The organism is Campylobacter fetus subsp. fetus (assembly GCF_900475935.1).
GTDB classification, from domain to species: Bacteria; Campylobacterota; Campylobacteria; order Campylobacterales; family Campylobacteraceae; genus Campylobacter; species Campylobacter fetus.
Window position 1 is genome coordinate 1,373,637 of record NZ_LS483431.1, and the last position, 26,203, is coordinate 1,399,839.

Here is a 26,203-nt window from a genome sequence, read left to right on the forward strand (position 1 = left end):
AACAGAGGTTGAATTTGTACGTTATATACTACTTTTTACTATATCCTTTTTTATTGATTTTAGCATTTTTTCGCAAAAAAACAGATAAAATATTAATTATTCAAACAGCCAAAATCGGAGATTATGCCAACTCTACAATTATTTTTGGCGAAGCTAGCAGCACTAAAGGTGGTAAATTTGATATTGTTTTAGATGAAATTAATATTAATTTTGCAAATTACGACTCTAGAATAGAAAATAAATTTATAATAAACCGATATAAAAAAGGGGTTAAAAAGTTTATTTTGGGTTTTAAACTATTTTTTAAAAGCTATGATAAAATTTATGTTTTGATGCCGAATAATCTAAATTTATTTCTAGCTAAATTCGCTTTTTCAAAGCATATAATTACGATCAGTCACTACAAAAACAGTTCTCTTTTTTACCTACTTTCAAAAAATGCCAAGGTTATTCACCATACAAAAGAAGATTTAACGCTTAAAACATACTTAAAAATGCTTGATTTAGAACTTTTTCAAAATGAGCTTCAAAAAGATATGATTAAAGTTAAAAAAATAGTTCAAAAACCACTATTTATACCCGAAAAGTATGAAAATTTATTTATAAATGAGAATAAATTCAAAATCGGATTGAGTCTTAGTGCCGGAAATAAAATGAAAACGATAATTCCTCAAACATGGGATAAAATATTTGAAATATTAAGCAAATTCGATGTTGAAATTTACATTTTTGGAGTCGGAGATGAGATAAATTTACTTAAAAATACCGACACAAAAAATATAAAAATAGTATCGTTAGTAGATAAAATCAGCCTTAACGAACTGCCTTTTTACATATCAAAAATGAATCTTTATATCTCAAGTGATACCGGAAATTACTACATCGCAGACACTATGGAAGTGCCTACCATATGTTTTATGGGGCCTTGTTTTGCAAGCGAACAAAGAGGCGTATTTAACTCGCTTATCATAAAATCAAATTTACCACCGTTTAGTGCTGTTTTTGATACGATTTATAAAGCGGATGCTAAAAAGTATTTTGAAATCACTCAAAAAGATGAAAAAAATATATATGAATTTATAAATAATCTTTATAAATCTTTTCTATCTGACAAAGATAGTTTTCCAAACTGAAATTAGATATTATAGACATATCTGGTTCTTTGGATGTTGGCTTTTTAAGCTTTTTCAAACATTCTAACAAAGAAACACTATCGCGTTTTACTATATGAAAATTATCTTTATTTGACGAAATATTATAAATTTCTCTGATAACTGATATATCAGAATATATCACTCCAAGTCCGATGCTAAGTCCTTCGATAGCAACTCTAGGCAATCCCTCATCACTTGAAAATCCAAGAATATAATCGCTCTTTGCATAAATTTTATCCATATTTTTTACAAAACCAAGATATTTTACCTTACCTTGTTTTTCTAACACCTGAAGTTTTTGGATAAGTTTTTTATCCACTTCGCCTCCTGCTAGATAAAGCTTAATATCATCTCTTTTTAAACTCAAAAAAGCATCGAAAACAAGGCTGTGTCCTTTAAGACTCAAGAAATTTGCCGGCATAATGATAGAAATATCAGAATTATCCGAGTGTTTATTCGTGGTTAAACCGCTACAAATAACAGGATTATAAACGATATTTTTAGAAATTTCTATCTGATTAGCGTAAAAATCATAAGTTGAATTTGAAACGCTAATAGCTAAAAAATTGAGTTTTTTCAGCTTAGATAGCTTAAAATCTTCTATTTTTGAATTCTTTCTTAAATGCTGGATAACTTTTATGCCAAGCAAATTTGCAGCTTCATTGTAAGCCAAATTCGTTGAAAAATGATTGTTAAGATGCACGGCATGGATGCTCAGACTTTTTAGCAGATCAAAAGCAAATTTTAGATCATTTGTATACAAAACTTTATCCAAAAGTTTTTTCGAAAACACCCTTAAAATCTCTCTTTTCATTTTACAAATCCTATTTTTAGGCTTAAAATATATAAAAGTAGCACCCATTTTATCGATTATCTGCGATATTTTTTTATCACCAACCATATAATCATTTTCAAAATATACATAAATTTTATACTCATTTTTGCCTAATAAAGCACCTAAAAGATATAAAAAACTTTTCGTTCCGCCGCCATATTCAAGCCCGGTATCTATAAATAAAATCTTTTTCATATCATCTCTTTTAGTATATCAAAAACTTCTTTTGCTTCTATTTGTAACATGCAAGCTTGATATTTACACCTTTTTGAAACGCAAATTTCACAAGTTCTTTCTTTTTTTATAAATTTATGTATATCGGTATCAAAATTTGGATTTGAATTTTCAGGCTCTGCTACGATAAATAATGCTATAGTAGGCGTTCTAAGTGCAGCTGCTATATGTAGCGGTCCCGTGTCTGGAGTGATAAAAATATCAAGCCTATCTATCAACGCTGCTGCTTCTTTTATACTAAATTTGCCAGCTAAATTCAAAACATTTTTACTATCAAGCAATTTCTCAAGAGCGTAGCACATATGCTTTTCACTGGGACTTCCGGTTAAAACTATTTTTGCATTAGTCTGTTTTAAAATCAAATCTCCAAGCTCTTTCCAACGCTGTAAAAACCACTGTCTAGAAACCGTACTAGCACCCATTTGAAAACCGATAAATTTCTCGCCGCCGCTTCTTTTTAATATTTTATCTACGTTTTTATAACAACTATCTTCCAAAAATAGCTCAAGTCTCGTATTATCAGAGTTAATTCCTATAAAACTAAGCTGCTCCAGTCTATTTAGAACAATATACCTAAGTTTGCCATAAGCCAAGGTAGAGTTTGAGTGGAAATGGTTGAATTCATTTTTAGAATTTGGCAATTTAAAAATATATTTTATACCGCTAAGAACCGCTAATGGCGTAGCTTGAGGCTCATTTGAATGAAGCAAAAAAGCTATATCTATATTTTTGGATTTCAATATATTTAAAGTCTTGAAAAAACCGCTCCATTTACCATTGTATAAAATTATTTCATCTATAAACGGACTATTTATAAACAGATCCGCGTTTGATGGGTTTAAAAGAGCTATGGCTTTTTTATCTGGATATACCTTTTTAAATTCCCTAAAAACAGGAATGTTAAAAAGCGTGTCTCCTATGGCGGTATTACTAAAAAAACAGACGGTTTTAAAAGATTCGCTTACCAAGTTGGTTTTTATAACTTTTTTATTTCTAAGTAAAAATTTAACGACCAACTCATAAAAATTAATCTTCATTTACCAGCTCTTCATAAATTTGTTGCGTCTTTTTTGCCATAACTTCAGTAGAAAAGCTATCTTTTACATATTTTATACCGTTTTTTGCAAACTCAGCTCTAAGATCTGTGTTTTCTATCAAAATTTTCAAAGCTGTTTTTAGACTTTCTAAATTTCCGTTTTCAAACAAAAGTCCTGTTTGAGCGTCTTTGATAGCTTCTGGTATGCCTCCGACTCTACTTCCTATGCAAGCAACTCCTGCGCTACTTGCTTCTAAGATAGCAGTGCCCAGAGCCTCCATATTTGATGGCAACACAAAGATATCAAGCGAACCTAAAAACTCGCTCACGTTATCTCTATTTCCAAGCATAAATATGTTATTTCTACCGATTATAAGATTTTCTAAGTTCTGTTTTTGAGGCCCGTCGCCGATAATAACCAAAGCTGTTTTAGGTAAGTTTAACTCGTTAAAAGCTTCTACTAAAAGTTTATGATTTTTAGCCGCTCTTAGAACTGCTACTATGCCTATCAATACAGTTTCTTCACTCAACCCTAACTCTTTTTTTAAATTCAATTTAAAATTTTTAGTATATTTTTGAGTATCAACACCTGTGCGGATAACTTCTATCAAATTCTCTTTTACACCACGTCTTACTAGAGACTCTTTAGTAGCATTTGAAACGGCTACTACTTTTGAGCTAAGATTATAACTAAACGGTGATTTTATAGGAGTTTGCAAGTGTCTTGTACGCACGACTTTTACGCCGCAAATTTTACCAACGATAGAGCCGATATTTCCATCTTTTCCAGAATGTGTAGAAATAATCTTAATGCCGTTTTTCTTAACAAACCAGCAAATTTTAATAACAGTAAAAATATTATAAACTTTTTTCAGATTAAACTCCACGAAGCTGCATTTTATAGGTTTTTCAAGAGATTTTGACCCTCTGTTTAATCCGTAAAATACTTTAAATTTACTCTCATCAAGCGCGTTGATAAGACGCATAGTTCTATGCTCTTGCCCACCAAATCCAAGTGAGCTTTCAAGCTCTAATATATTTATCATTTTATCACCTCGTTAACTGCGTCAAATACCGTTTGTATATTTAAATTTGAAGCTACTAGGCTCTCATCTTGAAGACATTTTGCTCCCCACGGCGACCAACGATTTATATTTGTTTTTCCGAGTATTCCTATAGTTTTTACACCGAGCGCCGGTCCAAGATGCATAACACCGCCATCGCACGACAAAAGCAGCTTTGCGCCGCTTAAAAAGTTCGCAAGCTCGTTAAAACTTGATGTTTTTAGGTATTTTATACCGCTTTTCTTGGATATATTTTGTCCAAAATCAGAATCTTCAGCCGTTATAACAACATTATCGAATTTGGATTTTAAGAACCCAGATATGCCCAAAATCTGCTCGTCATTTAGCATATTTTGAGGGATCCTTGAACTAATATGAAAAAATACAAAATCTTTATATTGCTCACTCATACTATCTGGTACGAAAAGTGTTTTTTCACCGTTATAGCATATTCCAAACGACTTTAAACACTCAAAACAGAACATAACTTCATGCTCACCTGAAAATAATATTTTATCACTAACGTGTGATTTGCCATTTTTGTCACCTACTCCGATTATTTTTTTTGCTCTACTAGTTATAGCGAATAATTCGGCAGAAGCGGAGTAGCCGGTGCGAAATATAATCGCAGTGTCATAACCGGTTTTATAAATTTCAAACAGCATTTTAGCTTTACCAAAAACGGCTTTTAGCTTCTGGAGGATTCCTTTTTTATGCTTTGGTTTTGTATAACTATAAATTTTATTTATAAATGGATTATTTTTTATAACGCATTCATTATAACTATTTACTACTATATCGATTTGATCGTTACGAAAATGTTTTCTAAGCGCCTCTATAGCAGGAGTCGTGCAGATAAGATCACCTATATTATCGTTTCTTATAAGCAAAATTTTCATCACTATCCTTTTTATAGTATGAGTTAAGCATCATCACAAATCCAACCATATAAAACATATATAATATTCGTAAGTTAATTGATTCAAATAGCCCTCTCACTCCAAAATATGCAATCACCGACAAAAATATAGCTAGATACATAAGATTTCTTGTTGTTTTAAATTTAGAGTAAGATACCAAAACAAGCCAAAGCACTATAAAAACCAACATTGATGTGCCGAATACACCGTAATAATAGTATTTTCCCACAAAAAAAGGTTCATCGTTCCACCAAAATCTCTCCCCGCTATCTTTATGAATTTGCATCATAGAGATATTTGCTCCTTTGTCATTTTCATCACGTAAAAATGAGTCATACTGATCTTTGCCATACCCTAATCCGACAAAAGCTCTTGGGCTATTTAGCAAAAGCGGAAGTCTCTCTTTTAGTATAAGATCTCTTCCGGAACTATATGATCCTTGCGAAAGCTTGTATTTAGCGATAGATGAGTCAAAAAGTATCAAAAAAATAGCAGAAAAGCAGATGGCTGCAAAAACTACTATGTATTTTAAATTTTTCTTATAAATCTCTTTAAATCCATTTTGATAACTAATAATAAAAAATAGAACGATACAGACAAATCCAGCCAAATAACTACCTCTGGCTCCGGCTAAAACGTCCATAATTATAGGTAAAATTATACATAAAATCAGCGATAAAAACCGTATCGAATTTGATCTAAAAAACAGCATAGATATTAGTCCAAAAGCTAAAAATCTATCTACGTAATCAGCGTAAGCTCTGCTAATAATCCTTCCGCTCTCAAACGTCTCCGCATCGATATCATTGAAATTAAAAAACAGAGGTTTAGAGTAAGAAATCGTAACAAAAATAAAAGCTAAAATAACAGAATAAAACATAAATTTTATCTTATCTTTGCTACCATCAAACCAGCATAAAATAACTATCAAAAATACAGAGCCTCTTCCAAACTCGCTAAAAGCCTCTTTAAACGAATTAAATCTAGGATCATATGGAAAAAACGATACTACGGCAACGTAGATAATAAAAAATATAATAGCCAAAAATGCTGGTTTTGCACTATTGAAATTTGTTTTTAAATTTAAAAATAGTGCTTTTTTATCTATCAAAAACAAGCAAAAAACAAGCAAAAATGATAGGTAAAGAGATATATTTTTAACGGCGGTAAATTTAAAATGATGCTCAGTTATAAAAAATAGCGCCAAAAGTATCAAAATAACTATATCAAAATATTTAAAAAGCCTTGTTTTGCTCACGATTTTCCTTATGAAATAATTGTATTATAACCAACATTATATTAAAAAATAATGTAAAAACAGCTATTTTTATGTTAAAATGATTGAATGAAAAAGATAGTATTTCTAAGAACAGATCCAAGTGCTACTGGTGGGGCTGAAAGGTACTTGACACGACTTAAAAACGCCCTTAAAAACTCAGGCATAAACTCAGAGATAAGAAGTTTTAAAGGAAATAAAAAGTTAAGTTCATGGCTAAAAGCACTTAAATTTAATGCTCAAGTAAAAAACGAAAAAAACGAAGATGAAATATACTTCAGTTTAGACAGAGTCACATCAGCCGATATCTACAGGGCGGGCGATGGGGTGCATAAAGTTTATAGATCTTTAAAACCATTTTGGTTTTTTAATCCTTTAAATTTTGTATATGTTTATCTTGAGAAAAGATGCTTTTTAAATTCCAAAAGCATAATCACAAACTCAAATTTGATAAAACAGCAAATCATAGATACGTACGGTATCGATAAAGATAAAATAACAACTATATACAACGGTATAAATCTTCCGACAAAAGTAGAAAAAGGAAGTGCAAAAATGCGACTTTGCGAGAAATTCGGGCTAAATTACGAGCTTCCTATACTACTTTTTGTAGGAAGCGGTTTTAAAAGAAAAGGAGTAAGCGAGTTTCTAAGCATTATCTCAAAAATATCACTAGCCATAAACACAATTATAGTAGGTAGTGATAAAAATATAAAAAAATATAAAAATCTAGCAAAAAAACTAGGCATAAACGCCATATTTACAGGCAAACAAAGAGTCGTAAACGACTTTTATGAAGGTGCTGATATGTTTATATTTCCTACTCATTATGAGCCGTTTTCTAACGTTATTTTAGAAGCCCTTAGCTATGGATGCGTCTGCATAACAACTAGACAAAACGGTGCTAGCGAGATACTTGATAAAGATTTTATCATGGATCAACCTAAGAGTTTTGAGATAGCAAATTTCATAGAAAAAATCTTAAAAGACAACAAACTGCTTTCAAAAATACAAACTTCAAATTTAGAATTATCAAAAAAATTCAGCATAGAAGATAACGCTAAAAAAACGATGGAAATCATAAATGCGCATACTAATTGAACTGCCAACATGGCTAGGTGACTCCGTGATGGCGAGCGCCGCCGTGCAAAGTCTAGCTCTAAACTATCCAAACTGTAAAATAACTTTTTTTGGCTCAGAGATTAGCACGAGTATTTACAGCTCTTATCCAAACCGTGAAAATATTATTATCGATAATTCAAAAAAAGCTAGATTTAGACTATTTTATCTGCTAAAAACAGCTTTAAATTTAGATAAATTTGATATAGCCATAAGTTTCAGAAGTCATTTCTACTCAAAAGTATTTTTTAAATTTATAAAAGCAGACAAAAAAGCTATTTTTACACCTACAAAAAACGAAATTCATCAAGTGCAAAAATATATAAATTTTATTATTGATTGTATAAATTTAAAAAAAAGCACAGATGAGCTAAAGCTATATTTTACTCCTTTTAAATTTAAAAACAAAACTCTAGGAATAAATCCAGGAGCAAGCTACGGAAGTGCGAAAAGATGGTATCCGCAATATTTTGCAAACGTAGCGATAAATTTAAAAGAGAGTTATGAAGTTGTCGTTTTTGGAGGGAAAAATGAACAAAATATCTGCGATGAAATAGCATTAGAGCTTAAAAAAAACGGAGTTAAATACCAAAATTTATGTTGCAAAACCACCGTTTGCGAGCTCGCAAGCTTTATAGCGGGTCTTGATATGTTTATCACCAACGATAGCGGTCCTATGCATATAGCAGCGGCTTTTAAGGTACCGACTATAGCGCTTTTTGGACCTACTAAGTTCAAAGAAACTTCTCCATATAAAAACAACAATGCAAAGATATTGCATCTTGATTTAGACTGTATGCCCTGTATGAAGAGAGTTTGTCCTTTGAACTCGCACGAATGCATGAAAAATCTAACACCAAAAATGGTGCTAGATGCTATTTATACGCTAAATCTACAGCCCCGCAAATAGTATGAATCACTAAAATATGCATCTCTTGAATCCTAGCAGTATCATTAGCAGGTATTATCAAATTTAGATCACACAAATCATTCATAGCGCCTCCGCTTTTACCGCTTAGCCCAAGTGTTTTTAGTCCATTTTGCCTTGCCGTTTTTAGTGCTTTTAAAACATTTGCACTATTTCCGCTAGTAGAAATTCCTATCAAAATATCACCGCGTCTGCCTAAAGCTGCTGTTTGTCTTGCAAAAACCTCATCATAGCCATAGTCGTTTCCGATCGCAGTAAGAGCCGAAGTATCAGTGCTAAGAGCGATCCCGGCAAGCGGAGTTCTCTCTGTTTTATAACGCCCGGTAAGTTCTGCTGCAAAATGCTGAGAATCTGCAGCGCTTCCGCCATTTCCACATATTAAAACCTTACCGCCGTTCTTTAAAGTTTCAACCACCATTTCACACGCTTTTAAAACATTTTCATTTAACTCATAAACCATGTTTAAAGTCTCTTTGTGAGCTTCTAACTCATTTAAAAATATACTCATAATTACTCCTTAATTTATAGAAAAATCAGCCGCGGCCTTAGCATGAAGCAGCGTCGTATCAAATATCTTTATATCGCAATCGTCATCTTTTATTAAAAGACCTATCTCGGTGCATCCTAGTATGACGCTATCTACACCGAGTTTTTTTGACTCGTTTATTATTTTTATAAATTCAATTTTAGAGCTTTGTTTTATATTGCCGATGCATAATTCATTAAAAATCACGCTATTTATAAAATCCGTATCAGACTTATTTGGAACTACTACTTCTATGGAATTTTTAGATATTTTATCTTTATAAAAACTCTCTGTCATGGTGTATTTGGTACCAAGCAAAAGCGCCTTTTTAGATCCGTTTTGCTTCAAAGCTTGAGCAGTAACATCGGCGATATGGATAAAAGGTATTTTTAAACTAGCAGTTATCATATCGGCAACTTTATGCATAGTATTCGTACAGATCATCACACACTCGGCACCGGCTTTTTCTAAATTTAAAGCTGCGTCTAATAATACTTTACCACTTTTTTGCCACTCGTTTTGGCTTTGAAATTTTTCTATTTCATGAAAATCTAAGCTATAAACTATACATTTAGCGCTGTGCAAGCCTCCTAGCCTATCTCTTATCTCTTCATTTAATACTTTATAATACGTAAGAGTACTCTCCCAGCTCATACCGCCTATTAGCCCGACTACTCTCACAGGTTTCATCCTTTTATCTTATTAATTATATTCGTGGTGCTCTTTCCATCTACAAAATCTATCAACTTTACTTCACGAACAAACTCGCTTCCAACAACTTTTTTACCTGTATAATCGGCGCCTTTTACTAAAATATCGGGCTTTAACGTTTTTATCAAATTTAAAGGCGTATCCTCATCAAAAATCACGACAAAATCCACGAATTCCAAAGCAGCTAGCATACTTGCTCGGTCGCTTTGGGCATTTACTGGCCTATTGTCTCCTTTTAACTCTTTAACAGATCTATCGGAGTTTAGCCCTACAACAAGCATATCTCCTATCTTTTTTGCGCTTTGTAAATAACTAATATGTCCGAAATGAAGTATATCGAAACAACCGTTTGTAAATACCATAGTTTTACCGCTTCTATCCACTCTTAATAACTCGTCAAGACTTATAATCTTACGTTCAAAGCCGCTTTTCTTAGACTTCAAATTCTCGATTTCTCCCCAACTAGCGTCCGCACTTCCTACTTTACCGACTACCACAGCAGCCGCTAAATTTGCTATTTCTATAGACTCTTCTAAACTCATTTTGCTAGCAAGACAGTATCCAAGAGTAGCAAGCACGCTATCGCCTGCTCCTGTTACGTCAAATACTTCTTTTGCGAGTGCCGGAAATTTTTTCACATCTTCATCTAAAAGCGCTATTCCATCTTCGCTTAAAGTAATTAACGAATAATTAAGCTTAAATTTATCTTTAAGCATTTTTAAAGCGTGTTTTAAATCATCTTCGTCATTTATCCCAAATCCTAGCGCCTCGCTAGCTTCTTTTTTATTTGGTGTTAGCAAAGTAGCGCCGCTGTATTTTGAGTAATCTTTGCCTTTTGGATCTATTAAAACCATTTTCCCTGATTTTTTCGTGATTCTTATAATCTCTTTTGTAAGATATGGACTTAATACGCCCTTTCCGTAATCACTAAGTAAAACGATATCATATCCACTCAAAATATTTTCAAATTTAGATATGATATCATCGCTAACGCCTATCTCGCAAACACTTTCGGTATCTAGTCTGAGTACTTGTTGATGAGCTACCATAATGCGACTTTTTTGGCTGGATTTTCGTCCTTTTTCTTTGATGATAAGCTCGGTTTTAGCGCCTCTATCTTTTAGAAGTTCAAGTATCTCATCACCAACGTCATCATCACCGACAACACTTATAACGCCTACTTCGCTGCCAAGAGTTTTCAAATTTGAAACAACATTTCCTAAACCCCCCAAGCGTTTAGTTTCGTTTTTGATATTTACTACTTGCACGGGAGCTTCTGGGGAGATTCTATCGCAACTTCCCCACACGTAATGATCTATCATCAGATCTCCCACTACTAAAACATTAACCATTTAATTCTTCCTTAAAAATACGCCTAATCTCCGGCAAATAATCCTTAATTCCATCTTCTAAACTCCATTTTGGCTCATATTTTAATCCATTTTTTGTAGTAGCGATATTTGCTTGGGTATGAAACTGATACTGAGCAGTATAGGGATTTTTTATATATTCGTTTCCTAAATTTACACCGATTTCACGCTGTAAAATATCGGCGATATCTTGAAAACTCCTAGGATTTGCCGTTCCTACATTATAAATTCCGCTTATACCATTTATGGCTAGTTTATTTGCATTTATAACGTCTTTTATATAAACAAAATCTCTTAAAATTTTATCACTACCTTCAAATAATTTTGGAGTTTTACCGCTTAAAATTTGAAGTCCGAACTGCAAAACCATAGATGCGGTTTTGTTTTTGAAAAATTCACCTCCGCCATATACGTTAAAATACCTAAGTCCAACGATATGAGTTTTGAACTTAGCATAAAACTCTTTAGCTAGCTCATCCATCATCAATTTAGAGAAGCCATAAACATTTCCGGGATTTTCAAAACGTCCGACGGTTTGAGGACTTGGAGCATTACCGTATGTGGCGCCGCTGCTTGCGTATATCATTTTTGAACTGCAGTTTTTAGCTATTTCTAATAGATCTTTGAACGAGTTTAAATTTATTTTTATTATCTCGTCTTGTTCGCTCACGGTAGTATCTGAGACGGCTGCTTCGTGAAATATAACATCTGGGTTAAAACTCTCTATCTGTTTTAAAGTATCTTTAGAGCAGATATCGCCGCAGTAAATCTCGCCTTTGAAGCCGATTAAATTCTTAAAATGCCCAAAGCTTTTTAAATTTCCATTACTAAAAACTTCATTACTTCTAAATTTATCCACAACCAAAACTTCATTATCATTCATAAAATATTTGGCTAAATTTGAACCGATAAATCCGGCTCCTCCGGTTACTACTATTTTCATATACATTCCTTAAATACTAACTTATACACGTCTAAAGCAGTTTTTAGGCTGCTAGTTTCACCGATTAAATAACAATTATTAATGCCTGCGGAGTTTGCGGCTAACATATCGCTATTTTTATCACCTATCATAATTGAGTTTTTTAAATTTATGTCGAATTCGCTCAAAGCCTTTAAAATCATACCTGGCTTTGGCTTTCTGCAATCGCAGTTCTCTTCTGGAGAATGAGGACAATAATATACTTTTTTTATATAAATATCCTCTTTTTTAAATTCATCAAGCATAAATTTAGTTAAATTTAAAAAATCATCACTAGTGTAATATCCTCTTCCTATGCCAGATTGATTTGTAACTATAAATAGCGCAAAACCGAGCTTCAAAAATCCGCGCAAAGCTTCAAAAATACCATCACAAAACTCAAAATCATCTATTTTGCTAACATATCCTAAGTCTTTGTTTATAACTCCGTCTCTATCTAAAAAAACCGCTTTTATTTTTTTCATAAAGTGCATTTTACACGATTTTACATTAAATTTTTATGATTTATTTTAAATACGATACTCTTGTTTATTATTGATTATATTATCGGGTTTATAATTTCAAATACTAAATTTTTATTTAAGGAGAAAAATTATGAAAAAAATTTTAGCTATACTAGCAATAGGCTTAGGAACTACCTCTATTTTTGCGGCTGATGGTGCTACTATATTTAACAAATGTAAGGCCTGTCATGGTCAAAAAGCTGAGAAAAGCTATCTAAACAAAGTTCCTGTACTTACCACAGTAGATGCTGCTGAGAGACTCGCTCTTATGAAAGAGTATAAAGCAGGCACCGTAAATGATGGTAAAGGTAAATTTGGAATGGGCGGTGTCATGAAAGGTCAAATGGCTACTTTAAGCGAAGCTGATATGGCTGCGGTAAATGACTACATTTCAACATTAAAATAATTCAAAATAGCAGGATAATCCTGCTATTTCTTTTAAATTTAATTAAATCTAAAAACTAATTTTTAAAATTTAAAACCTAAATTTGCTAAAATATTAAAATTATACTGATCTTTAGCAATCTCGTTTATAAGGTCAAAACGCATAAAAAATGAGTTAGTATAATCAAACTGCGAACTAAATCCTAAATATACAAGATCTCTATTTAAAGCATATCTTTGAGTAAAAGTTTGATTTTGAAAATCTCTAAATTTAACTCTATTTTTCAGATCCTTACCGCTCAATCTATACTCATAAATAACAAATCCAGAAAGCTTAGTATTAACATCAAATTTATCCAAATCGTACGATAGATTAATTCCGGCGGTAATAGACGTGCTATCATGTCTGATTTTGTCATAAGATTTCGCAAATACATTTCCGCTCTCGTTAAAAGAGTCTTGAAAAATATAACTATAGCTAAAATACGAAAGCGGAGTTATGGTAAATGAGTTTATTTTTAAATCTTTTGCCAAACCAAATTCGGCCGAAGCTAAAAAGTTATTATAACTACCGCTTAAAATCTCGCTGCTACCCAACAATCCTCTTTGCATAGTATTGCGCCCAAATCCTAAACTAGCTCCACTTAAGACTTTTACGCTATCTAAATCCAAAATATAATTTGAGCCGAAATTAACATATTTGCTCTTAGAATTCGAATCTTCAAAATTTAACTTAGATTCCAAATAACTAGTATTAAAAGTTAACTGCGAATTATCGCTTGGTTTTGCCCCTATAGTAAAGTTAAGACCATATGATTTACCGCTATAATTATCTCCGTTAATCTTCTTATAACTAGGACTCATATACCAAATATAGCGCTTTTCATCATATGAATTTATGCCAAGATCAATAGCTATATCCGAGGCTAAAGAGGCTAACAAAATCGGTTCGGTTTCAAAATTACGAGCTAAACTTAAACCTTGAGAAGTAGGATTTAACGCAAAAAGCATACTGTTTTGATTAAATTGATGATGTCCGTTAACTATTTGAGCCGTGTTACTCATATAATCTATAGACTCCATAGTTTTTAAAGCCTTATCAAAGTTTTTTGAATCCGCATTATCTAAAAAAGCAAAATAATCCTTATAGCGTTTATCTAAATTTGCCATAGAACGAATTTCTCTTAAAGCAGCACCGATATCGCTATTTGGTCTATTATAAGCATCTGGTTTTATGGTAGGAGTTACAATTAAATTATTATTTGAATCCGGATTTTTATCTTGATTTTGATCCGGTTTATTTACTTCATCTTGCGTCGGACCAGAAATATTATCTTCTTTATCAGACGGTTTTGGAGCCGGCTCTATAGGATGAACAGGATTACTCGGATTTGGATCTTTATCAGGCTCAGGCAAAATCGGATCTGGATTTTGATCTGGTTTTTGATCTGCGGCATTATCTTTATCTTGCTCATTTATATCTAGTTGTGGAAGATCTGGTTTATTTATAGAAGTTTTATCTTCATCTAAAACCGCTATGAAATTTATAGCGTTATTGCCGACAACCGCAACATTTGAAAAATCGTTTAAATGCGCTTTTAATCCGCCTAAATCGATACTAACATAACTACCGCTAGTATAAAAAGCAGGTAGAGGTATATATTCAAGTTTTCCTTGTATATTATAATTGGCAGCAATTAGCTTTGAGTTTTTCTTGTCTCCGAAATCCAGCTGCAAAGTGCCAGCACTACTTTGTTCATAAGTTCCATTGACTGTTAAATCGCTTAAATCTTGATTTCCCGGTCTTACTATACCATCGTTATATAAATTCCTATCGATTACTCCATCGCCGCTAAGACTAGCTGTATTTTCTACATATACATTGCTTGATATAAATCCTCCGCTTTGGTCGGCTCTTTTAGAGATATTTAAGCCACCTTGTCTAACGATAGTTGCACCTAAATAGCTATTTTCTCCGGTTAATTTCAATACTCCGTTTCCGTTTTTAATAAATCCAACATTTAAATCTGCAAGCCCTATAGGTAAATTTAAAGCGCCGGCGTTGTGAGTTGAACTATCCCATTTTCTTTGCGAGATATCATTGCTAAATTCTGCATCCATTCCTTTAGTATCTAATTTATAATACACGGCGCTGGATTCTTGTTTGTAATTTTGAACGATATCACTATGACTTAAACGATTTGCATCAAGAACGGATAATCCACCCATTGCCTTTTTAACATCCAAAATTCCCTGCCCAAACATATCTTCTTTTTTTATCTCCCATACTGCGGCGTATCCACCATCAACTAATACATGAGATGACAAAGTAGGATATTTGATATTATTAAGTTGCGATAATCCCGCAACTAACGCTCTGTCATAACCAGCACTCATCAAATCAATGTTGATTTGATCTTTATCGATACTTCCGTCATCTTTTCTTGGTATAGGGTTATCTATATAAAATATAGCATAATAATTTCTTTTAGTGCCAAAATACGGACTATTTCTATCGCTATCAAGACCGTTAGTCTCTTTTATGACGACTTTTGGGGCTTGGTAGTCTCTATTTGCCGTGCTTAATAACACATCGGCTATCTCTTTACCGTTTAGAAATGGAAATTTTTGGGCAACCAAAGCCGCTGCACCGCTTACCATAGGAGCAGCCATTGAAGTTCCGCTTTTTTTGGTATAAAGATTTCTATCGACTCTACCAAAAGAAGGTCGTATCATATATGGAGAATTTACGTTATTGATATTCGTTCCTGGTGCAACCAAAGAGTAATTTTGCGTTCCTTTTAGTCCGTTGCTAAATTCCGGAGATCCTTTAGAGCTTATAATAATCTTTCCGTTACTATCTTTTGATATATTAGCACTATCTAAAGCACCAACTACTAACCACGAACGAAAAGACTCATCGTAATAAGGAAGCGTACCAAAAAGACCGGGAGAAACAATCCCCTCATTTCCGGCAGCAAAAACAACTAAGGTGTTTTTATCCCTTGATAATCTTGATAGATTTTCAGACGGTTTTGAATTACCATAAGCTTGACGAATAAAAAAATTAGCATCCCTAGAGCTTAGCGATTTCACGTAATAAGTACTTCCTTGCATACTTACTATCGGATACATATTTGCATTCCAGCTGTTGTTTATAACGCTAACATCTTTATCGACAAAAAAGTCATATATATTTGGAGGAGTTAGAGTACCTATGTTATTATGACCCGTTATCTGCGCAGCATAAATACTAGCATCATAGGCCACTCCGTAAGGATTTGAAGCATTTATATACTTTCCTGCCATAATTCCAGCCACGTGACTACCGTGAGTATCGATAGTAAAATCAGGCGTATAAGCTCCATACTTATCTTTTGAGTAAATTTGTTCAATCAACTTACCAGATAAGCTAGGGTGATCGCTTCTAACAGCGCCATCTATAATGCCTACTTTTATACCGCTACCAGTAATCCCGTCATCATAAGCGCTTTGTGCATTTATAAGCTCAAGATCGCTTACGGCACAAACTTGCAACACAGATGCTGCAACTATACATATACACCTTTTCATTAATATTTTTATAATCCTTTTAAATAATTTTATATCTACTAAATTCTAATTATTAAAATTTAATAATATATAAATATCTAAATCTTATTTATTATACTATTGTATAAATTTATTCTAAATTTAATACAAATTTATTTTTATAAATTAACATATTGAATTTATCATTAATCCAAAATTTAGTCTTTTATTATTATAATTACCGATATTTTGTAATTAAAGGATATTAAATGAAAAATTTTTTACTAGTTTTAGCGTGTGGTGCATTTGCGTGTAGTGCATTTGCAGCTGATGGTGCAACAATATATAAAAAATGTGCAACATGTCATGGTCTAAAAGCTGAAAAAAAATATTTAAATAAAGTTCCGGTATTGACTGAAGTTGATGCAGCTACTAGACTTGCTGATATGAAAGAGTATAAAGCAGGTACTCTAAATGCAGGCAAAGGCAAATTCGGAATGGGCGGCATAATGAAAGGTCAAATGGCTACTTTAAGCGAAGAAGATATGGCGGCGGTAAATGACTATATCTCAACTCTAAAATAAGTCTTAATCAGGCGGACGATAGCCGTCCGCTTCTTTTTTCTTTATCAGTTCATTTCGTCTTTTTTCCATATTATAAGCATCATTTAACGTATCTTCGCTATCATATTTTGTACCGTCTAAAAATTTAGCGTAATCATCAAATTGTCTATTTTTTATCCCCCAAAGCAATCCAAAAAGAGCAAGCGCTCCAAGCAAAGTAGAAATCCCAAGCATAATGGCTATTATCATTCCCATATTTATCCTTTAAATTTAATTCTTATTTTAGCAGAATTTAAAACGACAATGATAGAGCTAAAAGACATAGATAAAGCCGCAAACAAAGGTATAATAAAACCGGCCATAGCAAGAGGAATGGTAATAGCATTGTAAAACAGGGAAAATCCAAGATTTTGCTTTACTGTTTTAAATGTAAATTTAGAAATATCAAGAGCATCTTTCAAGCTTTTTAAGCTATCATTTAGAAGTACGACATCACTTTTTTCAACACTGATTTGCGCTCCGCCTCCAAGGCAAATCCCTACTTTAGCACTACTTAAAGCTACAGCATCATTTATACCGTCGCCAACCATCACGACTTGCATATTATTGTTCAATTCTTTGATAATACGTGACTTTTCAATAGGAGTCGTTTCTGCGTAAAACTCGCTTATGCCAAGTTCATTTGCGACTTTGTTAGCTACGCTTTTTTTATCTCCAGTTAACATCACTACTTTATATCCGGATTTTATAAGATCATTTACCACGATTTTTGCATCGTCTCTTAATTCATCGGCAAGCTCAAAAGAGGCAGCTACTTTACCGTCTATAGCAAAATAATAACTCAAACTTTCACTCTCAAACTCCCCAAATCCTAATTCTCGCATAAACTCACTGCTCCCTCCGGCTAAAGATATATTTTTAAATTTAGCCTTTACTCCACGCGCTAATATATTTTTCACATCGCTAAGCTGATAAATACTACCGTCTAAACTATTTTTTAAAGCAACGCTAACAGGATGAGTAGAAACATTTAAAAGCGAATACAAAAGATTTTGATCAAATTCGGTAAATTTAGTAGCTTTTATCAAATTTAACTTTGCCTTTGAAAGCGTTCCTGTTTTATCAAATACCACGCATTCGCACTTTGCCAAACTCTCCAGAATTCTAGCTTCTTTAAAAACGATACCTTTTTTCAGTCCTACTCCTAAACCAATCAAAGTAGCAACAGGAGTAGCGAGACTAAGAGCGCACGGACAAGCTATTATGATGACGCTAACAGCTACAACAACGGCATTTGGAATACTTCCAAAATAAATATACCAAAATAAAAAAGTAGCAAATCCAAGCGCTAATATCGCAAATGAGAATCTAGCCGAAATTTGATTTGCCAACTCCTCTATGCGCGGTTTTTTGAAACTAGCTTTTTCAAGTAGAGCTATTATCTTGCTTAACACCGAGCTTTCAAAACTTTTAGATGTCCTATACTCGACACTTCCATCCACGCATATGACGCCGCTTGTTATATTGTCTCCGGTTTTTAACAGTATAGGCGCACTCTCGCCGCTAAGACTAGAATAATCAAAACTCCCAACTCCGTTTAAAATCTCGCCGTCTATTTGAACTCTCTCGCCCGGGCGAACCATTACAATATCGCCCTCTTTTACCTCATTGACATCTTTTAGCTCGAAATCATTACCATTTTTTACATAAATTTCAGAAACTAGCATAGAGCTTAGACTATCTAAATTATCAATTGAACGCTTTTTACTAACAATTTCTAAAAATTTCCCTATAAAAACAAAAGTTATTATCATAGCTACTGAGTCAAAATATACCTCGCCTTGCCTAAAAAGCATAGCATAAACGGAGTAAAAATATGCTATGGATGCGCCTGCTGCGACACTTAGATCCATAGAGGCACTTCTGTTTTTCAAACTCATCCACGCTGAGCGGTAAAACTCACTTCCGGTATAAAATAAAACAGGACTTGCTAAAACAAACTCGGCAAAATGCAAAATATCTTTCACATCTTGACTCATTCCGCTAAAATATCCACCGTACAAAGCGATAGCAACCCACATTATATTCATCGTACAAAATAGACCGACAAGCATTTTTGCGTAAAATTCTCTACGCTTCGTGCTAGCTCTTAGCTCTGCTTTATTTGGATCGTATGGGATCGGATTATATCCTATGGCTCTTATTTTATTTAGAATTTCAGTAAGTTTTACTGTATTGTCATCCCATTTTATATGAGCTTTATTTGTAGCCGAGTTTAACTCTGCTTCTATGATACCATCGGTATGAGCTAAGACTTTTTCATTTAGCCAGATACAAGCAGAGCAGTGAATTCCCTCTATAATAAGATAAATTTCACAAAATCCACCATCGCTTTTAACATAATTTTTATAAAAACTTTTGCACGGTTCTTCGCTTAAAGTCTGGTTTGAAGCTTTTATGTGTTTTTCTCTACCAAGTCTCTCGTAAAACTCGCCAAGACCGTTTGAGTTTAAAAACGAATATACGTTTTTGCAGCCATTACAACAAAACTCGCACCCATCATTATCTTTTATCGCTCCGCTATCATCAAACTCGCCTTTACAATGCAAACAGACAAAATTACCCATAAAAGTCCATATTTTAAATTTGTTTTGATTATATAAAAATATTGCTTAATATATATAATTTGTTCTATTTTTGTCACAAATAAATTTAAAAAAGAAAGTTTTAAGGCTAAAAATCGGTATAAAATAATGCATAAATTTATGTGAATCTAATATTTGTCATCGCTTTATCTTTTTATGTCTTTTAAAAAATAACTAAAATATAAATTTATATGAAATAAAGTTTAAATTTACTTTAATTACGCATTATAAATAGCAAAACAAAAAAAGGAGAGTTTGCGAGAAGGATCATTTTTGGTTTGGTCGCTTTAGCCATAGTGGCTATGGCTGGGAACAATTAAGACGGGTTTAGGCGTATAGAAGCGGAGACTACACAAAGGCTGCAAAGCTATATCAAAAGTCTTGCGACTCCAGAGATACTGGTGGTTGCTTTGGTCTTGGATTTTTGTATGAAAACGGTAAAGGCGTGAAACAAAATAGATCAAAAGCAAAAGAGCTATACGGTAAGACTGTGATATGGGAGCGCAACTTGGCTGTGAAAATTACGCTGATTTAAATAGCAAAGGCTACTAGATAAAAGCGAAGCGGTAGTATGATACCGCTTTTGAATGATATAAATTTATCTTTTAGAGTGTTTATAAGTCGTAAAAAACTAGGCTTGAAAGCACTAGTATAAAAGTGCTTACTATAAAAGTCGGTTTATAGCCAAAACTTTTTCTTTGAATTTTGGAGAGAATTTATATCCTTACGCCGCAATCGATCATCCTATACTCTTTATCATTTTGCTCACATAAATACCAGCAAATACTAGTAATTCCTATATCAAAGGTCGGTATTTTCATATCGAATTCCTTTTTTATCTAATCATAATTAATAAAAAATATTTTACAAGAAAAATACTTAATTTATAAACGCTTGTAAAATTTAAATTGCATTGATGATCTTGACAAGTTTATAATTTTTGTATAAAATCCCAGTATTAAAACTACATAATTACTATTCATTGTGACTGCATATTATCACAAATTTAAAGAGGTTTAATGGAAAATAAAGATAATGCCCAATCCCACCAAAGTTCGTCGGGTGCAAAAAAACAGCACACTCGTACACACATTCCAGTTGATGGATATAAAATCGAAGAATTAAGACAACTTGATCTTGATAGCTTAGTAGCCATAGCAAATGAAGTCGGCGTTGAAAATCCACGAGAATTTAGACGCCAAGAGCTTGTTTTTGAAATTTTAAAGGCTCAAACAAAGCAAGGCGGTTTTATATTATTTACAGGAATTTTAGAAATAGTAGGTGACGGATACGGATTTTTAAGAGCTACTGATGCGAATTTAAGCGATTCGGCAAACGATACATACGTAAGCCAAAGCCAGATTAAAAAATTCGCTCTTAGAGTAGGAGATATCATTACCGGACAAGTAAGAGAACCAAGAGAGCAAGAGAAATATTACGCTTTATTAAAAATAGAAGCGATAAATTACAAATCCATAGCAGAAGCAAAAGAAAGACCACTTTTTGACAATCTAACTCCGCTTTTTCCAAATGAAAAAATAAAACTCGAATATGACCCTATGAAACTAACAGGGCGTGTTTTGGATCTATTTACTCCTATTGGGAAAGGTCAAAGAGGTCTTATAGTAGCTCCTCCGAGAACAGGTAAAACAGAGCTTATGAAAGAGCTTGCTCACGGTATAACAAGAAATCATCCCGAGATGGAACTAATAGTTCTTCTTATAGATGAGCGTCCAGAAGAGGTTACCGATATGCAACGCTCAGTAAAAGGAGAGGTATTTAGCTCTACTTTTGACCTGCCGGCTATAAATCACGTAAGAGTTGCCGAGCTAGTCATAGAAAAGGCAAAACGTTCAGTAGAGATGGGGAAAAACGTGGTTATACTTCTTGATAGCATAACTCGTCTTGCGCGTGCTTATAATACGGTCACTCCTAGTAGCGGAAAAGTACTAAGCGGAGGAGTAGATGCAAACGCGCTGCATAAGCCAAAAAGATTTTTTGGAGCAGCAAGAAATATAGAAAACGGTGGAAGCTTAACCATAGTCGCAACAGCCCTTATAGATACCGGCTCACGTATGGATGATGTGATATTTGAAGAGTTTAAAGGTACCGGAAATAGTGAAATAGTGCTTGATAGAACTATCAGCGATAGAAGAATTTATCCGGCTGTAAATATACTTAAATCCGGAACAAGAAAAGATGAACTTCTTCAAGGACCAGATGATCTTGGTAAAATATGGGCTATAAGAAATATTATCGCGACAATGGATGATATAGAAGCACTTAAATTTTTATATTCAAAAATGTTAAAAACGAGAGATAACAAAGAACTTCTTAGTATAATGAACGAATAGGACTAAAATTTGAAAGCTTTAGCACTAAAATACCGTCCAAAAAGCTTTGATGAGCTAATTGGTCAAGATATAGTAGCAAATAGTCTATCTCACGCTCTAAACTCAGGAAGAATAGGACACGCGTACCTATTTTCCGGACTTAGAGGTAGCGGTAAGACAAGTAGCGCTAGAATCTTTGCTAAGGCTCTGCTTTGCGAACAAGGTATTGGATCTCATCCGTGTGAAATATGTGCAAACTGCGTAATGGCAAATGAGGGGCGACATTTAGATATTATAGAAATGGACGCCGCAAGTCATAGAAAAATCGATGATATAAGAGAGCTTATAGAACATACGAAATACTCTCCTTCAAGTGCTAGATTTAAAATTTTTATCATTGATGAAGTTCATATGCTAACTAGAGAAGCGTTCAATGCTCTGCTAAAAACACTTGAAGAACCGCCTGAATATGTAAAGTTTATATTAGCTACAACAGATCCTTTAAAACTACCTGCTACCATACTATCGCGTACTCAGCATTTCAGATTTAAACCGATATCAAAACATGATATTTTAAAACATCTTGAGTTCATAATGAACAAAGAGGGCATAAAATTTGAGCCAAAAGCACTAGAAATTCTTTCAAGAAGTGGATCCGGAAGCTTGCGAGATACCCTTACTTTGCTTGATCAAGCCATAATATTTTCTCACGAATTCGTGACGCAAAAAGCAGTAGCAGATATGCTCGGTCTGCTTGATCCATCAAAGATAGAAGAAGTTTTATCGATAGTAGCTTCAAGAGATAGAAATGCTCTTTTAAATTTATTAAAAGAGTTAAGCGGGAGTGACGCCGAACTTATAATAGACGAACTTATAATAAATTTAAAAGATAAATTTATAAATCAAAACTCGGAATTTTCGATTCTTATTTTTGAGAGATTTTTCAGAATTTTATCTGAAGCAAAAAGTATGTTAGGATCTGGAAGCGACTCGGAATTTACACTGTATATAGCACTTTTTATGATGCTTGAAGCGTTTAATTTAACAGATATAAATGACGCCATCAATGAAAATTTAGCTCCAAAACCGATATCCATAAGCAACGTTTTGACACCAAAACCAGCCCAAATAATACCTCAAAAACCAGCCCAAAAATCTCCTTATGAGATGTTTGTAGCTGGGATTTATGATAGAGATTATGAGCTTGGAAAGTGCTTTGATGAGTGCATAGAGTTTGTGGATTTTAGTGATAATTCTTTGATTTTAAGTTCAAATGCAAATGGCCAAAATCAAGAGATTTTAAGAAAATCATCTAAAATAATCTTAGAAATTCTTAGAAAAATATTTGGCAAAGACGCCAAAATCCAAATCAAAAAAGCAGATGAGCCAAAAAGCGTCGAAGAAAAAGTAACTAGCGGTATGCAAAAGCTTTTAGCAACGTCTGTAAATTTGGAAGTAAGTAAAAACGATGTAGAACCCACAAATTTAGAAGCAAATTTGCAAAACACACAAACACCAGCAAAAGATCCAGCTAAAATTAGCTTAGATAATATTAAAAACGATGAAAACTCTGCTTTGAAATCAAATATAAAAGAGCTTTCAAGACTTTTTGGCGAACCTGAGATTATAAAAAATGACTACTAATTATTTTTGTTTGGATATTTAGATTTAATTTTTTTATTTATCAATGCCACTACAAAAATGTAAGTTATAAGAGATAAAATTATAAAGAAATTTCTTACAATCATGTCTCTAAAGTGATATGATAGACATTTAATATACACATAACTAAACCCACCCTCTTCTTCTGCAATCCTTTTTAAAGTATTAGCATCAAATAATTCAGTATAATTCAGTTTATATTTCTTTTCTTTAAAATTATTATGTAATGAATCAGACCACATAAAAATATACATACAAAAACTATAATATCCATCCAAAAATGCACCAGTTGTTGTATAATCTTTAATCGGGCTGGAGTGATCTATAGGAACTATACTACCGAAAGCTGCCTTATGGGCCATTGCGAAATTTTTTTATAATACTCGCCACTAGCATCTTTTTTTAGTTTTGCTCGGTTTTCTTGTAGCTTATTAATTTCATTTTGTAATTCCAATTTATTTAATCTTAGCTCATCAAATGCGATAGACTTCGGATTGATCTTGTTTATTTTTTTATTTATTATTGATAGTTTTAAATTTAAAATATCACTATGAGGTTTGAATTCATTATCCACATAATTTTCTATTTTAAATATAGCAACTTCATCTTTATTTTCTATTTTAAAACCAAATTCATCTTCATCTTTATAAAGAGATTCATCGTTTTTGACAAATTGCAAAACCTTGTTTTCGATCTCATTATAAATATCTGCGAAAGCAAAAGAAATCATGCTAAGCAGATAAAATATTATTTTTTTCATGCTTTTTTCCTTAATGTTTCAATATAATCAGAGATTAAACTCATATCACCAATTGATTTTTTTAGCCATTCTGTACCATATTTTTCTAAAATTTGATTATTTTCACTTATTGAATTTTCATCTATTTTCTCTAGCTCATTAGCAAACTCAGCAAAAATCTCCAAAGTTGCTATATACTCACTACTATCATCAATACTATGTAAATCGTGAAATAATTTTTGATCGCTATAATCTAAATTATATGAACTATGACCCATAAGATCTTTTAATTCATTAATATAAAGTCTGCAAAGCTTCTTGCACAGATGTAATGCAACATCTGAATACTTTTCTATATTGCCTTTTTGAAGAGTTTTTATAGCTATCTGTAATTGTTCTGATAGTGTAAAATAACTACTAGTTTCCATATATTCTCCTTATAAATTATCTCTATAGAAATGATTTCTATAACAGATTGTAAAGATATTATATACTAATTAAACTTATAGAAAAGTTTTCTATAGGAATAATAATGCTAAATTTACCAGAAGTAACAACCGAGCAAGAAAATGAAGAATTTTTTGATTTAGTAGCAAAAAATGTAAAAAGAATAAGACAAAATCTTGGTTTAAGTCAGCTTGAAACTGCTCTTAGTATAGGTCAAGCTTCTAGTGGATTTTATGCCAATATGGAAAACAATGCTCATGGAAAGCACTTTAACTTGCTTCATCTTTTTAAACTTTCTAAACTTTTTGATTGTGATATTTGTGATTTTTTTAAGTAAAAGCAGATAGTCAAATTTAAGCAATTTACTCAAATTTGACTATAAATTTAGCTATGAATTTAGCTTATTCTTTGCATTCATCCCACGCAAGAACCGTAGAGCCGTTTTCGCCTACTACGGCGTCGCCCATTCCCATTATATTATACCCTGCATCAACGTAATGAATTTCACCTGTAACACCGCTAGCAAGGTCACTTAAAAGATACATTCCGCTTTTGCCAACGTCATCTATGCTAACGTTTCTTTTTAACGGTGCGTTGCATTCATTCCATTTAAGTATCATTTTAAAATCGCCTATTCCACTAGCAGCTAATGTTTTTATAGGACCTGCTGATATAGCATTTACTCTGATATTTTTCTTTCCGAGGTCACGCGCAAGGTATCTTACGCTACTCTCAAGAGCCGCTTTTGCAACTCCCATTACATTGTAATGCGGTACAAATTTAGCCCCACCAAGATAAGTCAAAGTAAGCACGGAACCGCCTTCTTTTAGCACAGGCAGAACAGCCTTAGTAAGGCTTATAAGCGAATACACACTAGTACCCATAGCCACGTCAAAGGCTTCTTTCGTAGTATCTATAAACTCGCCTTCTAAGGCTTCTTTAGGAGCGTAAGCAACAGCATGAACGATAAAATCGATACCCTCAAAATCAGCTTTTATCTTACTTGCTAATGAGTCTAAATGCTCTTTATTGTTTACATCAAGCTCATATACAAGTGAACTTCCAAGCTCAGCTGCTATTGGTTCCACGCGCTTTTTGATAGCATCGCTTACGAAAGTAAAAGCTAGAGACGCACCTTGCTCTTTACACTGTTTTGCTATACCGTAAGCTATGCTCATTTTATTTGCTACACCGACTATAAGTCCTTTTTTGCCGTTCATTACCACTGTTTTTTCCTTTTT

The 26,203-nt window shown here is 33.1% G+C and carries 26 protein-coding genes; 9 read left to right on the forward strand and 17 right to left on the reverse strand.

The window, feature by feature from the left end; translation table 11 throughout:
- Nucleotides 1–14 precede the first annotated feature (14 nt).
- Nucleotides 15–1,133, forward strand: coding sequence for a glycosyltransferase family 9 protein (locus DQN38_RS06835; protein WP_065843815.1), 1,119 nt, complete (start codon nt 15–17; stop codon nt 1,131–1,133).
- Here DQN38_RS06835 and DQN38_RS06840 read toward each other — a convergent pair.
- Genes DQN38_RS06840 through DQN38_RS06860 form a run of 5 tightly spaced genes read right to left on the reverse strand, consistent with a single transcriptional unit; the run spans nt 1,078 to nt 6,501 of the window.
- The gene (locus DQN38_RS06840) at nt 1,078–2,184 is read right to left on the reverse strand and encodes a glycosyltransferase family 4 protein (RefSeq protein ID WP_065843816.1); all 1,107 of its coding nucleotides are present in this window, start codon (nt 2,182–2,184) and stop codon (nt 1,078–1,080) included. The two genes, DQN38_RS06835 and DQN38_RS06840, sit on opposite strands and share 56 nt — an antisense overlap.
- Nucleotides 2,181–3,260, reverse strand: coding sequence for a glycosyltransferase family 9 protein (locus DQN38_RS06845; RefSeq protein WP_002850274.1), 1,080 nt, complete (start codon nt 3,258–3,260; stop codon nt 2,181–2,183). The genes DQN38_RS06840 and DQN38_RS06845 overlap by 4 nt, the downstream gene beginning before the upstream one ends.
- Entirely contained in the window at nt 3,250–4,305 is a 1,056-nt protein-coding gene (locus DQN38_RS06850; protein WP_002850275.1) for a glycosyltransferase family 4 protein, read from the reverse strand. The genes DQN38_RS06845 and DQN38_RS06850 overlap by 11 nt, the downstream gene beginning before the upstream one ends.
- Nucleotides 4,302–5,222, reverse strand: a complete 921-nt coding sequence (locus DQN38_RS06855; protein ID WP_011732193.1) for a glycosyltransferase family 9 protein — start codon at nt 5,220–5,222, stop codon at nt 4,302–4,304. Before DQN38_RS06855 ends, DQN38_RS06850 begins: the two co-directional genes overlap by 4 nt.
- Nucleotides 5,194–6,501 carry a hypothetical protein gene (locus tag DQN38_RS06860; protein ID WP_002850276.1) on the reverse strand — a complete coding sequence of 436 codons (1,308 nt, stop codon included), beginning with the start codon at nt 6,499–6,501 and terminating at the stop codon, nt 5,194–5,196. Before DQN38_RS06860 ends, DQN38_RS06855 begins: the two co-directional genes overlap by 29 nt.
- A gap of 87 nt (nt 6,502–6,588) precedes the next feature.
- Between DQN38_RS06860 and DQN38_RS06865 the strand changes: the two genes are divergently transcribed.
- Nucleotides 6,589–7,620 carry a glycosyltransferase family 4 protein gene (locus DQN38_RS06865; protein ID WP_002850277.1) on the forward strand — a complete coding sequence of 344 codons (1,032 nt, stop codon included), beginning with the start codon at nt 6,589–6,591 and terminating at the stop codon, nt 7,618–7,620.
- Nucleotides 7,604–8,548, forward strand: coding sequence for a lipopolysaccharide heptosyltransferase II (gene waaF / locus DQN38_RS06870; RefSeq protein ID WP_002850278.1), 945 nt, complete (start codon nt 7,604–7,606; stop codon nt 8,546–8,548). Before DQN38_RS06865 ends, waaF begins: the two co-directional genes overlap by 17 nt.
- Here waaF and gmhA read toward each other — a convergent pair.
- The 5 genes from gmhA to gmhB are packed head-to-tail and all read right to left on the reverse strand — an operon-like array spanning nt 8,514 to nt 12,619.
- Nucleotides 8,514–9,074 carry a D-sedoheptulose 7-phosphate isomerase gene (gmhA, locus tag DQN38_RS06875; RefSeq protein ID WP_002850280.1) on the reverse strand — a complete coding sequence of 187 codons (561 nt, stop codon included), beginning with the start codon at nt 9,072–9,074 and terminating at the stop codon, nt 8,514–8,516. The two genes, waaF and gmhA, sit on opposite strands and share 35 nt — an antisense overlap.
- 9 nt (nt 9,075–9,083) lie before the next feature.
- Entirely contained in the window at nt 9,084–9,773 is a 690-nt protein-coding gene (locus DQN38_RS06880) for an aspartate/glutamate racemase family protein (protein WP_011732196.1), read from the reverse strand.
- Nucleotides 9,774–9,778: 5 nt separating this feature from the next.
- Entirely contained in the window at nt 9,779–11,155 is a 1,377-nt protein-coding gene (gene rfaE1 / locus DQN38_RS06885) for a D-glycero-beta-D-manno-heptose-7-phosphate kinase (RefSeq protein WP_011732197.1), read from the reverse strand.
- Nucleotides 11,148–12,116, reverse strand: coding sequence for an ADP-glyceromanno-heptose 6-epimerase (gene rfaD, locus DQN38_RS06890; protein ID WP_002850283.1), 969 nt, complete (start codon nt 12,114–12,116; stop codon nt 11,148–11,150). The genes rfaE1 and rfaD overlap by 8 nt, the downstream gene beginning before the upstream one ends.
- Complete coding sequence (gmhB, locus tag DQN38_RS06895; protein WP_010404164.1) at nt 12,113–12,619, reverse strand: D-glycero-beta-D-manno-heptose 1,7-bisphosphate 7-phosphatase; 507 nt, start codon at nt 12,617–12,619, stop codon at nt 12,113–12,115. The genes rfaD and gmhB overlap by 4 nt, the downstream gene beginning before the upstream one ends.
- A 130-nt stretch (nt 12,620–12,749) precedes the next feature.
- Here gmhB and DQN38_RS06900 point away from each other — a divergent pair, with 130 nt between their 5' ends.
- Nucleotides 12,750–13,064, forward strand: coding sequence for a c-type cytochrome (locus DQN38_RS06900; protein WP_002850286.1), 315 nt, complete (start codon nt 12,750–12,752; stop codon nt 13,062–13,064).
- A 62-nt stretch (nt 13,065–13,126) separates the two neighbouring features.
- Here DQN38_RS06900 and DQN38_RS06905 read toward each other — a convergent pair whose 3' ends face one another.
- On the reverse strand, nt 13,127–16,615 hold the full coding sequence (locus DQN38_RS06905) for a S8 family serine peptidase (protein ID WP_111738228.1): 3,489 nt from the start codon (nt 16,613–16,615) through the stop codon (nt 13,127–13,129).
- Between the two features lie 227 nt (nt 16,616–16,842).
- On the opposite strand from DQN38_RS06905, the gene DQN38_RS06910 reads away from it, so the two are divergent.
- The gene (locus tag DQN38_RS06910; RefSeq protein ID WP_002850288.1) at nt 16,843–17,157 is read left to right on the forward strand and encodes a c-type cytochrome; all 315 of its coding nucleotides are present in this window, start codon (nt 16,843–16,845) and stop codon (nt 17,155–17,157) included.
- Nucleotides 17,158–17,160: 3 nt separating this feature from the next.
- Here DQN38_RS06910 and ccoS read toward each other — a convergent pair whose 3' ends face one another.
- Together ccoS and DQN38_RS06920 are read right to left on the reverse strand one after the other, a co-directional pair.
- Nucleotides 17,161–17,391: a cbb3-type cytochrome oxidase assembly protein CcoS gene (ccoS, locus tag DQN38_RS06915; RefSeq protein WP_010390783.1), complete on the reverse strand. Its 231-nt coding sequence runs from the start codon at nt 17,389–17,391 to the stop codon at nt 17,161–17,163.
- Nucleotides 17,392–17,393: 2 nt separating this feature from the next.
- Nucleotides 17,394–19,763 (reverse strand): heavy metal translocating P-type ATPase, encoded by a 2,370-nt coding sequence (locus DQN38_RS06920; protein ID WP_002850290.1) that lies wholly within the window; start codon nt 19,761–19,763, stop codon nt 17,394–17,396.
- A gap of 442 nt (nt 19,764–20,205) precedes the next feature.
- On the opposite strand from DQN38_RS06920, the gene DQN38_RS06930 reads away from it, so the two are divergent.
- The 3 genes from DQN38_RS06930 to DQN38_RS06940 all read left to right on the forward strand — a co-directional run bounded on the left by DQN38_RS06930 (nt 20,206) and on the right by DQN38_RS06940 (nt 23,758).
- Nucleotides 20,206–20,316, forward strand: coding sequence for an SEL1-like repeat protein (locus DQN38_RS06930; protein ID WP_144686099.1), 111 nt, complete (start codon nt 20,206–20,208; stop codon nt 20,314–20,316).
- 484 nt (nt 20,317–20,800) lie between these two features.
- Nucleotides 20,801–22,135 (forward strand): transcription termination factor Rho, encoded by a 1,335-nt coding sequence (rho, locus tag DQN38_RS06935; RefSeq protein ID WP_002850294.1) that lies wholly within the window; start codon nt 20,801–20,803, stop codon nt 22,133–22,135.
- Nucleotides 22,136–22,144: 9 nt separating this feature from the next.
- The gene (locus DQN38_RS06940; protein WP_065843844.1) at nt 22,145–23,758 is read left to right on the forward strand and encodes a DNA polymerase III subunit gamma/tau; all 1,614 of its coding nucleotides are present in this window, start codon (nt 22,145–22,147) and stop codon (nt 23,756–23,758) included.
- On the opposite strand, the gene DQN38_RS08930 is transcribed toward DQN38_RS06940, so the two are convergent.
- Genes DQN38_RS08930 through DQN38_RS06955 form a run of 3 tightly spaced genes read right to left on the reverse strand, consistent with a single transcriptional unit; the run spans nt 23,755 to nt 24,943 of the window.
- A complete protein-coding gene (locus tag DQN38_RS08930) occupies nt 23,755–24,138 on the reverse strand; it encodes a hypothetical protein (RefSeq protein WP_035169262.1) in 384 nt (127 codons plus the stop codon). The genes DQN38_RS06940 and DQN38_RS08930 overlap by 4 nt on opposite strands.
- Complete coding sequence (locus DQN38_RS06950) at nt 24,108–24,536, reverse strand: hypothetical protein (protein WP_065843843.1); 429 nt, start codon at nt 24,534–24,536, stop codon at nt 24,108–24,110. The genes DQN38_RS08930 and DQN38_RS06950 overlap by 31 nt, the downstream gene beginning before the upstream one ends.
- A complete protein-coding gene (locus tag DQN38_RS06955; RefSeq protein ID WP_065843842.1) occupies nt 24,533–24,943 on the reverse strand; it encodes a hypothetical protein in 411 nt (136 codons plus the stop codon). Before DQN38_RS06955 ends, DQN38_RS06950 begins: the two co-directional genes overlap by 4 nt.
- A gap of 104 nt (nt 24,944–25,047) precedes the next feature.
- Between DQN38_RS06955 and DQN38_RS06960 the strand changes: the two genes are divergently transcribed.
- Entirely contained in the window at nt 25,048–25,299 is a 252-nt protein-coding gene (locus tag DQN38_RS06960; protein ID WP_002850301.1) for a helix-turn-helix domain-containing protein, read from the forward strand.
- 64 nt (nt 25,300–25,363) lie between these two features.
- Here DQN38_RS06960 and fabI read toward each other — a convergent pair whose 3' ends face one another.
- The gene (gene fabI / locus DQN38_RS06965; RefSeq protein ID WP_011732201.1) at nt 25,364–26,188 is read right to left on the reverse strand and encodes an enoyl-ACP reductase FabI; all 825 of its coding nucleotides are present in this window, start codon (nt 26,186–26,188) and stop codon (nt 25,364–25,366) included.
- Nucleotides 26,189–26,203: the final 15 nt, after the last annotated feature.